The 14,799-nt window shown below is 56.0% G+C and carries 13 protein-coding genes, 1 pseudogene and 1 riboswitch; of the genes and pseudogenes, 3 read left to right on the top strand and 11 right to left on the bottom strand.

Features of this window, described 5'->3' with window-relative positions; all coding sequences use genetic code 11:
• The first annotated feature begins 124 nt into the window (after positions 1-124).
• Positions 125-1,261, top strand: a complete 1,137-nt coding sequence (locus H7B67_RS25355; RefSeq protein WP_185122685.1) for a glycosyltransferase — start codon at positions 125-127, stop codon at positions 1,259-1,261.
• Positions 1,262-1,272: 11 nt separating this feature from the next.
• Here H7B67_RS25355 and H7B67_RS25350 read toward each other — a convergent pair whose 3' ends face one another.
• From H7B67_RS25350 to H7B67_RS25310, 9 genes and pseudogenes are all read right to left on the bottom strand, one after another.
• Entirely contained in the window at positions 1,273-1,977 is a 705-nt protein-coding gene (locus H7B67_RS25350; protein ID WP_185122684.1) for an HAD family hydrolase, read from the bottom strand.
• A complete protein-coding gene (locus tag H7B67_RS25345; RefSeq protein WP_185122683.1) occupies positions 1,974-3,047 on the bottom strand; it encodes a lysophospholipid acyltransferase family protein in 1,074 nt (357 codons plus the stop codon). Before H7B67_RS25345 ends, H7B67_RS25350 begins: the two co-directional genes overlap by 4 nt.
• A gap of 139 nt (positions 3,048-3,186) precedes the next feature.
• Positions 3,187-3,642, bottom strand: a complete 456-nt coding sequence (locus tag H7B67_RS25340; protein ID WP_185122682.1) for a DinB family protein — start codon at positions 3,640-3,642, stop codon at positions 3,187-3,189.
• Positions 3,599-5,398, bottom strand: a complete 1,800-nt coding sequence (locus tag H7B67_RS25335; RefSeq protein WP_185122681.1) for an ABC transporter ATP-binding protein — start codon at positions 5,396-5,398, stop codon at positions 3,599-3,601. Before H7B67_RS25335 ends, H7B67_RS25340 begins: the two co-directional genes overlap by 44 nt.
• A gap of 115 nt (positions 5,399-5,513) precedes the next feature.
• Positions 5,514-7,046, bottom strand: coding sequence for an FAD-dependent oxidoreductase (locus tag H7B67_RS25330; RefSeq protein WP_185122680.1), 1,533 nt, complete (start codon positions 7,044-7,046; stop codon positions 5,514-5,516).
• A gap of 80 nt (positions 7,047-7,126) precedes the next feature.
• Positions 7,127-8,817: pseudogene (ilvD, locus tag H7B67_RS25325) on the bottom strand (dihydroxy-acid dehydratase).
• A gap of 20 nt (positions 8,818-8,837) precedes the next feature.
• Positions 8,838-9,503: a GntR family transcriptional regulator gene (locus tag H7B67_RS25320; RefSeq protein ID WP_185122679.1), complete on the bottom strand. Its 666-nt coding sequence runs from the start codon at positions 9,501-9,503 to the stop codon at positions 8,838-8,840.
• 107 nt (positions 9,504-9,610) lie between these two features.
• Positions 9,611-10,210, bottom strand: a complete 600-nt coding sequence (locus tag H7B67_RS25315; RefSeq protein ID WP_185122678.1) for an NAD(P)-binding domain-containing protein — start codon at positions 10,208-10,210, stop codon at positions 9,611-9,613.
• Entirely contained in the window at positions 10,207-10,614 is a 408-nt protein-coding gene (locus H7B67_RS25310) for a MerR family transcriptional regulator (protein ID WP_185122677.1), read from the bottom strand. The genes H7B67_RS25315 and H7B67_RS25310 overlap by 4 nt, the downstream gene beginning before the upstream one ends.
• 172 nt (positions 10,615-10,786) lie before the next feature.
• Positions 10,787-10,928, top strand: a riboswitch (cyclic di-AMP (ydaO/yuaA leader).
• A 126-nt stretch (positions 10,929-11,054) separates the two neighbouring features.
• Between H7B67_RS25310 and H7B67_RS25305 the strand changes: the two genes are divergently transcribed.
• Positions 11,055-11,852 carry an alpha/beta fold hydrolase gene (locus H7B67_RS25305; RefSeq protein WP_185122676.1) on the top strand — a complete coding sequence of 266 codons (798 nt, stop codon included), beginning with the start codon at positions 11,055-11,057 and terminating at the stop codon, positions 11,850-11,852.
• 47 nt (positions 11,853-11,899) lie between these two features.
• On the opposite strand, the gene murI is transcribed toward H7B67_RS25305, so the two are convergent.
• The gene (murI, locus tag H7B67_RS25300; protein ID WP_185122675.1) at positions 11,900-12,685 is read right to left on the bottom strand and encodes a glutamate racemase; all 786 of its coding nucleotides are present in this window, start codon (positions 12,683-12,685) and stop codon (positions 11,900-11,902) included.
• Positions 12,686-12,777: 92 nt separating this feature from the next.
• Positions 12,778-13,875, bottom strand: coding sequence for an MGDG synthase family glycosyltransferase (locus tag H7B67_RS25295; protein WP_185122674.1), 1,098 nt, complete (start codon positions 13,873-13,875; stop codon positions 12,778-12,780).
• Between the two features lie 232 nt (positions 13,876-14,107).
• Between H7B67_RS25295 and H7B67_RS25290 the strand changes: the two genes are divergently transcribed.
• Positions 14,108-14,755, top strand: coding sequence for a C40 family peptidase (locus H7B67_RS25290; RefSeq protein WP_185122673.1), 648 nt, complete (start codon positions 14,108-14,110; stop codon positions 14,753-14,755).
• Positions 14,756-14,799 lie beyond the last annotated feature (44 nt).

Genomic DNA, 14,799 nt, shown 5'->3' with positions numbered 1-14,799 from the left:
AGCATAATGTCGCTTTAAGCGAAATTCCTTCCGCCTTCTGGTTGTTTGCCCGTTGCCGAAACGGGAACGCGAATGTACTTTGAACTATCGATTAAAGGGAGCATTCGCAGAAAGGCGCGGTGATATGAGCAAGCTATTGGTTGTATGGAGAGGCCCCGTCAAGCGTGCCTCCGGGCTGGGGATCGCAAGCAGAGAATACGTGGCCGCTCTTCGCAGGCAAGGAATAGCCGTCAAGGTCGGTCGCGGACTTAATAAAAATAAACGAAGACGCCGACTCCATGCACGTAAGGTGTTGATTTATCATCAACTGCCCAGAAAGTGGACACTGGTAAAGGATCGGAAACGGTATGACCGTATTATACTGAATACGGTCTGGGAGACGACCCGAGTCCCGCGTCGCTGGGTTCCCAAAATCAATAAATTCGACTCCGTATGCGTACCGACCGAGTTTAACCGAATCGCCTTAAGGCAAAGCGGCGTCAGCATTCCTATCTATCGGGTTCCGCACGGGGTTCACCGGACGAAGTTTAAACCCGGGAACCCGAAATATCCCTTGGCGCGCGCCAAAGGACGATTCGTCTTTCTCTCGGTATTCGGCTTCCAGCATCGCAAGAACCCCGAAGCCTTGCTAAGGGCTTATTGGGAGCAATTCTCCGCATCCGATAAAGTCCTGCTCATAATCAAGACGAACGGGTACTCTCCGCGCGAGTCCGGACGTTGGATTCGGAACCGAATCGCAAGCTATAAGAAACGGCTCGGCATCCGCAAACAAACCGCTCCCATATTCGTCATCGCGAAGCGTTTGAATTCGGTGCAGCTTGCCGGCCTCTACGCTCTCGCCAATGCCTTTGTCCTTCCGACTAGAGGCGAAGGGGTGGGATTGCCCTTCATGGAGGCACTATCCAGCGGAATTCCCGTCATTGCGACCGGCTGGGGCGGACAAATGGACTTCTTAAACGAGGGCAATTCCTTTCTCGTCCGTTATAAGCTGCAGAATCCCCGGACCGGCATGAACAGCCGCCACGCCATCGCGCGAAGGTTCCGATCCTTATTCTCCGGTAGAGAACAGCTTTGGGCGGAGGCGGATCTGGCAAGCTTAAAAAGCCAGCTTCTTCATGCGTATCGCCATCCGGAGTTGTGCGTTAAGAAAGGAAGGCAAGGACGCCGGGATATGGAGCGCTATTCGTGGGACCGCGCGGGAGCCATGATGAAAAGAGTCATTGAGCAACGCCGAGCCAGCAGAATATCGGATCGCTTCTAGAGCAACGTAATCTACTCGAGAAAAATGTCCGCCAATTCATCCAAGGAACGGATGTTCGGGATATGCGCGTAATCGCCCGCTTCCTTCCATATGCCGCATGGATCCAGAAGAATGGGAAGAAGACCCGCGCGAATGGCGCCGTCCACGTCGTAAGGCGGCATGTCGCCGACGTAGACGGCTTCCGCGGGTTCAACCTCCAGTTCGTCGCAGCACAACCGGAAGATCCGCGGGTCCGGCTTCTCCAATCCGACGACGTCCGAATCGATGGCGGAATCGAACAGCGGCGCAAGCTTCGTCTGCTCCAGCGCTTCCGCCAGATTGCCGTAATAATTGCTGACGATTCCAAGCTTGTAGCCCCGATCACGCAGCTCGCCCAGCAGCCGATAGACGTTCGGTCCGACCGCGTTCGTCGGCCGCGGAAGCTTGATTCGCATCAACTTCCCGATATAACCTTCCAGCTCTTCCTTGATGCCCGCTTCCGTCAAGCCTGCGCGAAACACGTGCTCCCGCCAGCTTAAATCCTTCCAGTCCGCCGGATTGACCCGCTTCATCCCTTCTCGCCAGCCGGCTGCCGCCGCAGCCCGGACGATCTCCGGATCGCCCGGAAGCGGCACGTCGGCTTGGTCGCAGATCCAGCGGAACATGCCCGATTTGGAGCCCAGGTGAGAGACTAGCGTATCGCCGAAGTCGAACAAAATCGCTTTCCCGTTTGTCATCGTCCTTGTCCTCTTCCTATCGATAGTAATTGACTGCCTTGCTCGCCGAGCAATCGTCCGGCCCATTCGTCCATCCATTGCCCCTTGGGCGTGTCGGGCCATTCCGACGTTCCTCGCCCGTTCAAGAGGTCTTGGGTATCCTTGCTGCGTTCGTCGGCAGCAAGTCCTCGCAGCGCCTGATAGAGCACGGCGAACTCCTCCGGGCAACCGGCTTCCTCCGACCAGGATTGAACCGCCCGTTCGAATTCGGGATCGACCTGGTTCAAACGTTCGGTATCCGGGTCCGGTCCCGTTCCGTTGATGGCGTCGAGAACGTATTGCTTGCGGTCCTTCATGGGCAAATCGGCTAGGGCGCCCGGCTCGATGGCTTGGCCCACATGGATATCCTGCGCGACCAGCCGATAAGGATAGATCGGCTTGCGCTCGACCTCTTCCGCCGGAAGTCCTCCGGAGAAGCGCACGGGAATGATCGGAACGCCGGCATCCGCCGCCAGACGAATGACGCTGTCGCTGATCTTGGTCACGCGATGCTTGCTCGAGAAAGCCCGGGTACCTTCAACGTGCACCATGCAGCTGCCGCCGAGCAGCATAAAGTTCCTCATGTCGTACAGCAAGCGGAAGATCGAGCGCGGCTCGGCATCGTTGAAATAAAACAGTTGGTAAGGAAAAAGGGTGCCCGGCGCGAATTCGGGGTAGCGGGTCGCGCCCTCAAGCATACGTCCGATCCAATGGTCCCGAATCCAGATTTTGATCATCGTGCCGATTCGTCTATCGGTTATCGCGGACATGACCGTCGTGAAGAACAGCGATTCCAGCAAATTCTGATGATTAGCCAGGTACAGTACTCCGCTCCTGCCGGTCGCCTCGTCGAAGGATTCCGGGTGTTCGATCGTTACGCTCCGCACGAAACGACGAGCTAACGCGGGGTACAAGTCGCCGATCAACCAAGGCTCTCCCGCGGGCCGCGTCCAATGACGTTTGACTCGCTCCCAGCCTCCATCCGGCAAACCTGTATTCCCTAGAACGATCCTTCCCTTACCGTTCGTGTCTTGGTTCATTATCGATTGCAATGTCCTTTTTCTCCTCTCGACAGCGTCTCTCCGCTCTTCTTCCGACTCTAGCCGACCGCACTCCCAAATCTCTCCCAGACGCAACCCAAACAAAAAAGCCCTCGCTGGGCGAGGACTTCTCTGTATTAGGATTAATGTATTAAAGCCGGGCAAACGTAATAAAATCGACTTGGACGGGCTCCGCCGAATCCTGCCGAAGCGCGCGGTTGATCTGGCCACGGTGGTATTGGCCGTGCAGGAGAACCTGCGACAGAATGTCTCGGACGGACGTCCGGAAAGGGACGCCGCTCTGGTTCGCGTATTCGACGATATCGTCCAGCCTGTTCTCCTCAAGCCGATCGATGTAGTTTCGATACCGCCGTTCATTCTCCTCGAACATCGTTTTCAGCGTCCCGACGTCGTCTTCCTCTTCCCATAACGCATATTGCGAGCTGCCTTTTCCCTCCAGACGGGACAGCCATACTTGCTCCGCGACGGCGACGTGCCGGACGAGCTTAAGAATATCCTTGTCCTTGGTTCCGTTCTCGTCCAGCGCCTCCATGATCCGCCGGTCAGCCCAATACAGGTGCTCCATCATTCGTCTTATCGTTTGCATGCCGGGTTCCTCCCTCTCCAATCGTCTGGATATTGAACAAGCGGGCATAAGATCCGCCTACTTCCATGAGCTCTCGATGAGTTCCTTCTTCTTTGATCTGACCGTGTTCGATAAGGATGATTTTATCCGCATGCGTGATCGTTGACAACCGGTGCGCGATCACGATGGTCGTGCGGTCGCGGGCGAGCCTCTCCAGCGAATCCTGCACCAGATGCTCGGACTCGAGGTCCAGCGCGGAGGTCGCCTCGTCCAGGATGATCAGCTTCGGGTTCTTCAAGAAGACGCGCGCGATGGCGATACGCTGCTTCTGGCCTCCGGACAGCTTGACGCCCCGCTCGCCGATTTGCGTCTCGTAGCCTTGCGGCAGATCGAGGATAAAATCGTGGGCATTGGCGGCCCTGGCGGCTTGGAGCACCTCCTCATCCTTCGCTCCGGGCCTTCCGAACAGGATGTTCTCCCGGATCGTTCCGCTGAACAGAATGTTGTCCTGCAGCACGACTCCGATCTGGCTGCGAAGGCTCTGGAGCGTGACCTGGCGGATGTCCTGGCCGTCGATCGCGACGGAGCCGGACTGGATGTCGTAAAGTCGGGGAATCAGGCTGACGATCGAGGATTTGCCCCCTCCGCTCATGCCCACCAACGCCACGGTCTCTCCCGGGCGAATATGCAGCTGAATTCCCTTCAGGATCCAGTCGGAGTCTTCCGCGTACTTAAACCATACGTTCTCGAAGCGAACGTCGCCTTCGATCTCTCGCATCGGCTTCGCGCCGGGAGCGTCCGTCACGTCGTACGGCTCCTGCATGAACTCGAGAACCCTCTCGAGCGACGCGCTCGCTTGCGTCAATTCCGTCGAGGAGTTGACGATGCGCCTCAGCGGATTGTAAAGCCGTTCCAAGTAGCCGAAGAAAGCGACAAAACCGCCGACGGTCAGATGACCCTGGATAACCTGATAGCCGCCGTAGGCGATGACCAGAAGCGGAGCGATGTCGGTAAGCGTGTTGATGATTCCGTTGGTCAGCGCGTTCCAGCGCGTATGGGCCAGGGCTCGCTTCAGGAATTGCTCGTTCTTCTTCCCGAATTGGCGCAGCTCGTTCTGCTCGAGCGTAAAGCTCTTGATGACGGGAATCCCGTTAATCCGTTCATGCAAATAACCTTGCATCTCCGCGAGAGATTGGGATCGGGATTTCGTTAACATCCTTAATTTCTTATAGAGAAGCTTTACGGCAATGGCATAGAACGGGAGAATGGCGATCGACACGAGAGTCAAGGAAGAATCCATGTAGCTCATTATGCCTATAGCGATGGATAACGTGATGACGTCCAGCCATATATTCATCATCCCCGTCTCCACGAGTCCCTTCGTCTGCTCGACGTCGTTCATCATCCGCGAGATAATCTCGCCGGTCTTATGGTTCTGGTAATAGCGGAGCGACAGGCGCTGGGCATGATCGTACAGCCGATTGCGGATATCGAACAGCGTTCTGGACGTTATAAGCTGCGCGAAGTACTGGCGGTAATACTCGATCGGGTAGCGAACCACGATAAACAGAACGGACGCCGCGCCGATAACGGTCAATAGGCTCCTGATCCTCTCCGCATCCGCTTGTTCGCCGAGCAACACCTCGTCCACTACATACTTCAGCAGCAGGGGCAAGGTCAGCGGAATGGCGAACTTGACGATTCCGATCAATACGGTGGCCAGAACTAGGTGCCAATACGGTTTGACAAATGAATAATAAGCCTTGAAGTTCGACAATGGAAGCTCTCCTTTGGTTGTCGGTCTCCTTTCGCGAAACCAATCTCTTCATCGTTTACTATACTAGAAAAACCGCAAAAGAAAACAGCCGCGGCGCGCGCGGCTGTTCTCGAGATTATTGGGCCTCCGACTCCAGCCGCTTCAACGGTTTCTTCGCCGGGCCTTCGATCACATCGCCCGTATAAGAAAAACGAGAGCCGTGGCAAGGACAATCCCAGGTACGGTCCCCATCGTTCCAGACCGTCTCGCATCCCATATGGGTGCAAGTGGTGTCCACCAGGTGAAGAGCGCCGTCGGGATCGCGGTAAGCGCCGGCCCGTTTGCCGTTCACCCGGACCACGGAGCCTTCGTTGGCTCCGACTTCGCTCGGGGAACGGTGTACCATTTCCGTTTTGCCGGCAATCAGGTTCTTGGCGACGTCCAGATTGTTCGTGACGAAGGTTCGGATATCCGGATCGGCATGGAACCGGGATGGTTCGTATATGGCAAGGTAAGGATCGTCGATTCCCAGGACAAGGTTCTTCAGCATATGGGCGGCGGCGGTCCCGTTCGTCATGCCCCACTTGCGATAACCTGTCGCCACCAGAACGTTATCGGTTTCTTGAGTCACCCTTCCGACATACGGAACCTTGTCCAAAGTAACGAGATCCTGCGTAGACCACCGATAAGCGATCTCCTTGACGTCGAAATGGGTTTCGGCGAACGCCTGCAGAGCCTCGTAATGGTTGATCGTGCAGGTGCTCTGCCCGGCTTTGTGTCCGTCTCCCCCGATCAGGATCAAAGGCTCCGGCCAGTCCAGCGCCAACCGGACCGACCGCTTCGGCTTGTCGACGTTGATGTACATACCGCCCGGATAAGGCTGCCCGGTCTTGACGCCGAGCACATACGATCTTTCCGCATGCATTCGCGCGAAGTAGAAGCCTTTCCAATCCATAAAGGGAAAATGGGAAGCGGAAATGACATGCCGTCCTTGGATACGGTGCCCTTCTTCCGTTACGACGACGGGGTTCTCCCCTTCTTCGACTTTAACGACCGTCGTCTTCTCGAATACTTGGGCGCCCCGTTGTACCGCTCTAGTTATTAATGCCGTTAAATAGGAGAGCGGGTGGAATTGAGCCTGATCGGTCATCGCCAACGCGGACTTGATCGGGACCGGCAGCCCGATGCTCCCTCTTATCTCGCCCGCGATTCCAAGCTTGGCATACGCCTGCCGTTCCTTCTCCAATTGGCTTGCCGTTTGCTCCGATTCCGCATAGATTATGGCGTCCTGAACGGAGAAATCGCACCCGATCTTCTCCGACTCCACCGTTTGTTTGATGAATTGCAGGGCATTCCGGTTCGCTTCGTAATACAGCCGGGCTTTATCTTCGCCGAAATGGCCGATCAATTCGTCGTAAATGACGCCGTGTTGGGCGGTAATCTTGGCCGTCGTATGGCCGGTGGTGCCGTGGAGGACTCGGCCCGCTTCCAGCAAGATGACGCTGCGTCCTTCTTGAGCGAGCAGGTAACCCGCGGTTATACCCGTGATTCCCGCGCCGACGATGACCACGTCCGCAGACATATCGCCTTCCGTTCGGGGAAATTCGGGGATGTCGGCAGACGCGGTCCAATAGGATTGCGGCAGCTGAGGAAGTTGAATCATGAACATGGCCCCTTTGCCAAGGTGTGCTAACGATGCTGGAATTATCTTTTCACAAAGGGGGGCTAACCATTCTCGGTAAGGCCGAATCAATCCGGAAGATCGGTAACTGCGCCTCTGGAGGCGGAAGCTACCAATCGCGCGTACTTGGCGAGCGCTCCCTTCGATACCTTCAGCGGAGGCTTTACCCAAGCTTGAGCGCGTGCCGCCAGCTCCTCGTCCGACACCTCCATCGTAATGACTTGCGACTCGCTGTCGATAGTGACGATGTCTCCCGTCTTCAGCAATGCGATCGGCCCTCCGACCTGGGCTTCGGGAGAGACGTGGCCGACGACAAACCCATGGGAGCCTCCCGAGAAGCGGCCGTCCGTCATCAGCGCGACTTCCCCTCCCAGTCCCTTGCCTACGATAAGCGCCGTAACCGAGAGCATCTCCGGCATCCCGGGCCCGCCTTTCGGACCGCAGTAGCGGATGACGAGCACGTCTCCTTTTACGATCTCATCCCTTAAAATAGCCTCGGTTGCTTCTTCCTCGCTGTCGTATACCTTCGCCTGACCGACAAAGCGCAGCTTTTTCATCCCCGACATTTTGGCCACGGCTCCTTCGGGGGCGAGATTGCCTCTTAGGACAACCAGAGGCCCTGTCGGTTTCAACGGATGATCCAACGGGCGGATAATCTCCTGATCGGCTTGCAGTGGCGCTGCCTCCGCTAGGTTCTCCGCCAATGTTCTGCCCGTTACGGTCATGCAGTCCCCATGCAGCAGGCCTTCCGCGAGAAGAAGCTTCATCACGCCCTGTACGCCTCCGATGTCGTTTAAATCCTGCATGACGAATTTACCGCTCGGCTTCAGATCGGCCAGGTGGGGCACGCGCTGCCGAATCCGTTCGAAATCGTCCAGCGTGAGATCGACGTCGACGGAATGGGCGATCGCCAGCAAATGCAGGAACGCATTCGTCGAGCCGCCTAACGCCATGACTACCGTAATGGCATTCTCGAAAGCTTGCTTCGTCATGATGTCTCTTGATAGATATCCCGCTCGAGAAGCGTGAGCACCTGCCGGCCCGCTGCCGCGCATTCCGCCGCTTTGGCCGGCGAAATCGCCGGCGTCGAGGAGGAGCCCGGGAGGCTCATCCCCATCGCTTCCGCCGCCGCGGCCATCGTGTTGGCCGTGTACATGCCGCCGCAAGCCCCCGGTCCCGGGCACACGCTGCATTCGACCTTGTGAAGCTGCTCATCCGTCATTCTCCCGTCGTGATATTGGCCGACGGCCTCAAACGCCGTGACGATATCCACCTTCTTGCCATCGAGCTCTCCCGGCTGAATCGTTCCGCCGTACACGTAAACGGCGGGAATGTTCAGCCTCCCGATCGCCATCAGGCTAGCAGGCGTATTTTTGTCGCAGCCGCCTACGGCAACGAGGCCGTCGAAGCGTTCCGCCCCGGATACGATCTCGATCGAATCCGCGATCGTCTCGCGGCTGGGCAGAGAGAACAACATCCCCTCGTGACCCATCGAGATTCCATCCGATACCGTAATCGTATTGAAGATCAGCGGCGCGCCGCCGCTCTCCCGTACTCCCCGTTTGGCATTCGCCGCCAGATCGTTAATGTGCATATTGCAAGGGGTAACTTCGCTCCACGTACTGGCGACGCCGATCATCGGCTTCTTGAAATCCTCGTCCGTAAACCCGACTGCGCGAAGCATCGCCCGGTTCGGCACCCGATTGACTCCCTCGCTGATCGCCTTGCTGCGAATGCGCAGATCTTTTTTGCCCGCCATGATTCCTCTCCCCTATCCTGTTAAAGTAATCCGTGCAATTCCTTCATCGGCCGTATAAAATTTTGCTTCATCATGGCTAGCGCGCGCTCGCCGTCTCGTCCCTCAAACGCTTCTATTATCTCGGCATGCTCTTCGACCGAGGCTTGCGTTGCCGCGATCGGCTGCTTAAGGAACACGTACTTAAAGCGCCGGATGTGGATCTGAAGGGAAGCGTTAAAGGAAGCGACATACGGATTGTCGGCAAGCTCGACGATCAGGTTGTGGAACTGTTCGTCCGCCTCCATCGCTTGATAGGCTTGCCCGCTCTTGATGGCATTCTCGAATTCCGAGTTGATCGCCCTCAACTGCTCGATCTGTTCCATCACGATCGTCGTCGCGGTCATTTCGGCGGCAAGCGATTGAAGCGCGGCCATGGTCGAGTACATTTTGAAAATATCGTCTTTCTTAATCCTGGTGACTTTCGTTTCTTTGCCGGGGTGCGTCTCGACAAGCCCCTGCACTTCGAGCAGCTGAAAGGCTTCGCGAATCGGCGTACGGCTCACGCCAAGCGTCTCCGCCAACTCGGCGTCGAGCAGCTTCTCGCCCGGCTGCAGCGTTCCGTCGATAATCCAGCGTTGAATCTGGGAGAACGCTCGTTCCTTGGCGGACATTCGAACAGGCGTTACGTAATTGCGAGGAATCGGCATTTTGGATCATCCTAACTTATTCGACTTATAATATGCAATATATCGCATACATATTTTTAATTCAAGCAAAAAAAGGACAGCAGGATCAATCCCTGCTGACCGTTCCTCTATCGCCTGAGCACACCAAGACTGTATTCTCGCCCGAACCGGCTGCCGAGAACTCCCCATAGCATTCCGACCGCCGCTTCCACCTTCGCCATCGATTCCGGATCGCCGACGTCGATCGCATCCAGGCCGATGTCCGTCGCCAAGGACGCAACGACGGCTACGGCCTCGGGGTCGTCCCCGCTTAGGAATGCGGCGGCGCGGCCGCCCTCGTAACATGGGTTCGCCAGCACCTCCCAGGTAAAGTTATGGAATGCCCGAACCACCCGTGCATCTCGAACGAGGCTCCGCACCTTCGCGTCCGCAGACGTTCCATCGAAACAGATGGTGCAATTGATAAGAAGCTTGCCTTTCAGATCCCCTGCTTCCGACAATGCCCGTTCAATGTCTTCAGCCATGACGGCCAGCAAGATGACGTCGCTGCGCTCGACGGCTTCCCGTATCGTAGCGGCTTCCGCTTGAGGTCCGGATGCCTGAAGCAGAAGCCTCATCTTCTCGCTGTTCGGCTCCCTGGATCCGAAGGTTACGCGATGCCCGACCGCCGCCCACCGCCTGCCCAACGTGCCGCCCATGTTCCCCGAGCCGATCGTTGCGATTTTCACGGCTTCGTCGCCTCCTTTGCCAACAATTCTCGGTAGACCTCCAACTTCTCCTTCGTCTGCTCCATCAGACTGGCAAGCGCCGCATATTGAGCCTCCATTCTCGCCAGATGCTCCGCAAGAATACTCGTTCGGCTCTCGATGGTCTCCCTGTCCTCCGCGCTAAGCGGGAAATAGGGGTTCGCATAGCATTGACCTTCCATCAGAAACGCCTTCATCTCGACGAGCGTTAATCCCGTCTTCTTTAAGCATTGCAACGAGATTAAGAACCGGACGTCCTCCTCGCTATACGATCGTAGACGTCCCTTAGCTCTGACAGGCGGCTTCGTCAAGCCGATTTTCTCGTAATAGCGGAGCGTATCGATGCTTAACCCCGTCAGCTTGGCCGTTTGCCCGATGGAATACATCGAATCGCCCCTTTCCAGCGCTGGATGATTTCATTTTAGAATCTGGAGTCAACTCCATGTCAACCGGTTCCCGAAGAAAAGCGCCGCTGCCCGATCGCGATCGAATTTCTTTATTTTACAATAACTAAGATTAGGAGTATGATGGGATTCATTGAATAAATGATAATCTACTAATCGCTTAACGCTTAATTCCCGATTCGGGAAGCGGGGGAACCATTCGAGCGCGGCTCGCGCTCCGGGGTGAATCCATTATGGAAGGGCGACTCTCACGTCCTAATCCGTCAGCTAACCTCGCAAGCGTAACGAGAGGCAACTGCCCAACGCGCGAAAGCCATGGCGCCTATTCGCCATGGCTTTAGAAGCCGCGAGAAGAGTTCCTCTTCTTTCGGCTTTTTTTGTTGCCCTCGCTCACCTTCTATCTTCTAAGGAGATGCGAATCGATGCCTGTTCACAGGGTTAATGGAACTTCGCTCTATTATGAAATATCCGGCCGGGGGACTCCTCTGCTTTTTATACATGGTCACGGGCTGACGCATGAGATGTTCCAGCCTCAGATCGATTATTTCAAGGCTTCCTATCAAGTCATCGCCGTCGACCTTAGAGGCAACGGGCAGTCCGGCAAGCTTCAGGCCCCTTCCGCCAAGGTGATCGATATTCAGTGCGAGGATTTGAGCCTGCTGCTCGGGTTCTTGGGCGTTCGCGGCGCGGTGCTGATCGGGGCGGATTACGGAGGAATTCTAGCCCAACGGTTCGCCTACCTGTATCCGAATCAAGTCCGGGCCCTTATCCTTGCGGATAGTTTGAGCAAGAATACGGCCACTTCGCCGTCGGAGAAAGTCTGGCGGTCCCTCTGGCTGGTCAGCCAGTTGGCTAACTACTTGCCCGGAGAGCTATTTCTGCGCTCGTTGAAGGTCATGTACAACCGTTGGGATCTCGCTTATCGCATTATTCGGAAAAGCATGCTTCACAAAAGAACTAGCGAAATGCTGGTCCAAAGCTTGGCGACGAACCAGGTCGATTACACCGCGCTTCTCCCTCTCATTCGAATCCCGGCCTGCTGCATTGCCGGCGATCAGGCGGAGACGGACGTTCGCAACATGCAGGATACGGCTCATCGGCTTCCTTACGGGGAATTCGCGACCATCCCGGATGCTTTTCACCTATGCAACCTGTGCCAGCCGGAACTATTCAACAAGCTGGTTCAAGATTTCCTGGAGGATAGGACGGCGGAGCGATGATCGATCGCGCTTAACCTGCTGCCGTCCTTCCCGGGCTCGGCTATCCCTTAGCTCGTTACCGGATTATCTTCTCTCAGGCGCTCCATCAGATGCCGGTACCGGCTCAGCTTGGCTTCGTCCCTGACGAGACGTCCGGATTCATAAAACCGAACGGTGCCGTCGCCTTCCTCGAGACGATTGTTCAGCAATCTTCTCAACTGCTTGGCGGTGCCGACGCTGCCGTCGACGAAATGAACCTCGTTGCCGAACAACTTGCGCAGCGCCGTCCGGAAATAAGGAAAATGCGTGCAGCCCAGAACGACGGTCCCGACTTCTTTTATGTCCACGTTCTTCAATTGCTCTCGCAAATAAGGCAGCACCGCGTCGTCGGAGAACTCGAACGCTTCCGCGAGCTCCACAAGCCCCGGAAGAGGCAAGCTTTCGACTTTATGCTCGCAGTCCAGGCTTCTCACCAGTTTCTTGTATTTCTCCTCCTGCAGGGTGAGGCGGGTAGCCAGAACGAGCACTTTCTTGTTCCGCTCCTTGTTCTCCAGAACGGCAGGCTTCACGGCCGGTTCGATTCCCAGTATCGGAAAATCGTATCGCGCCCGCAGGTCTTCGATCACGATGCTCGTCGCCGTGTTGCAGGCGATTACGATCGCCTTGACGCCTTGAGCGGCGATAAAATCGACCGCTTCGGTCACGAATCGCTTGACCTCCTCCTTCGGCTTCTCGCCGTAAGGAACGTGGTCGGTATCCGCATAGAATATATAATCCTCTTTGGGTAGCAATTCAAGAGCTTGATAGAGGACGGTAAGTCCGCCCACCCCAGAGTCGAAAAATCCAATCTTCACGATGGCGCACCTCGTTGACTCGCTAAATGAAAGTAGGAAAGAATCGTACCTCTCTATAATACACGCCTTGTTCGCTAAAGAACAACGTTATCCTACCGATATAAGCGACTTGCGATAGTAGAGACCGATTCCTGTCGATAAAGGCTTCTCATCGCTTCCTTCATTCTGCCGGCTCCATCCTTGCTGAGCGCGATTCTTAGCTGCAAAGCCAGCTCTTCGATACGATAAGCGACTCGGACCGCTCCCATAGCGGATAAATATTCCGCATTGCCCCGTTCCTGGCCGGGCAGAGGCCGGTACACGACCGTCGGCAGCGACATCGCCATCGCCTCCGTTAAGGTGATGCCTCCGGCCTTCGTCAACAAGCAATCGGACATCGCCATCAGCTCGTGAATATGGTCCGCGTATCCGATCAGGGTGACGCGCGAGCTCGAGGCGTACTCGGCTTCCAAGCTTCTCTTTAACTTGGCGTTCTTGCCGCATACGACGATCACATCGCTGTCGGCGTTCGCCAGTACCGTATCCATTATCGCCTTAACCGAGGTTTGAACGCCATAGGCTCCCGCCATCATCAGAATGCGGGAGCGATCGGCTTCCAGCTTATATTGGCGGCACAGCTCTTCCCGGCTGCGCGTCTGCCGGAACGCTTCCCGCAACGGGATTCCCGTTACGGCAATCTTGCTGGCCGGAACTCCCGCGGCCGACAAGGACCGCTTTAGCGATTCGCAGCCGACGAAGTACATGCTCGTGTTCCGATGGACCCACCTCGTATGCAGAACGTAATCCGTGATTACCGTAATCGTCGGAATGTCATGCCGGAGCTTGTAGCGCAGCTCGTCGGCCGCGAGCAGCGGAAAGGTGTGGATGACCAAATCCGGACGCTCTCTCGCCCATTCCTCTCGCAGCCGTTTCATGCCGACGGAATGGAAGAGGCGGCTGACCAACCGGCTCGGCTTGACGTTAGTCGCCCGGTAGATAAAGCCGTATACCCGCGGAGCATAGCTTGCGCTCTTCAAATAAAACCTTCGCGATACCGCATTCAATCGGGGATGGGTCTCTTCAAGCAAGTCGTAAAGGCGGACGTTGCGGTAACCGTGCGATTCGAACGATTGCTTCAGCGCCTGAGCGACTTTAAGGTGTCCGTCCCCGAACTTCGAATACACGATGGCGATTCTGGATTCCGGCTTCATGCTCTTCTCTCCTTGTCGAAGGTCTCTTCTTACCATACAAGGCGTTCATAAAAGGAAAATAAACTCAAAAGGATTTGGATTATGATTTTCTAATGGAGTTTTAATTATTTGTGCCTAACGGCCGGAGGACAAGGATTCGGGTTTTCTCTGGGAAGTGATGGGTTCAAATCTTATGTTATGGTGGTTATGGGCATCGACCCGATCCTTTGACTACTAAGGAGGACATCATCTTATGCATAACGAATTTCCATATACCTCTAAAACGAACCGAATCGGCAAGACGTTCGCGGGCGTGGGCTTAAGCCTGGCGATCCTGTTCTCCGGCAGCGCGCTGCTGACGGCGCAGCCGGCATCCGCCGCTGCCGCCGAAGCCGCGGCGGATGCAACGACTGATGTAACGGCGGGCGTATCGACGTCGACGCTTGCGGATAAAATCATCGCCACGGGCAAACAATATCTCGGCGTCGACTACGAATTCGGCGCGAAAGGCGGTCAAACCGGCACGTTCGACTGCTCTTCGTTTACTCAATACGTGTTTAAGCAGAATGGAATCGACCTTCCGCGCTCTTCGAGGCAGCAAGCCGAGGTCGGAACGGCCGTCTCCAAGGAGGATTTGCAGCCGGGAGACCTTATCTTCTCCGATACGAACAAGGATGGAGTCATTAATCACGTCAGCATTTATATGGGCAACGGAAAAGTATTGCAAACGTACCGGGTCGGAATCGGCGTGACGATCTCTGATTTCGAAGGCAGCGTCTGGGATCGCACTTATGTCACGGCACGCCGCGTCATTCCGGACAACGGGCAAGCGACGGACAGCGTGACGGATCCGGCCGACGCCCAAGCGGGAACGATCGGCTTGCCAAACGATAGCGAATAATGACATGTGATAAATGGTTTAGGAGGGGCTGTCCCAAAAGTAAG

It is taken from the genome of Cohnella thailandensis, assembly GCF_014212135.1.
Lineage (GTDB): Bacteria > Bacillota > Bacilli > Paenibacillales > Paenibacillaceae > Cohnella > Cohnella thailandensis.
The sequence above is the reverse complement of the archived record's forward strand: the minus strand, read 5'-3'. Positions and strand labels throughout refer to the sequence as shown.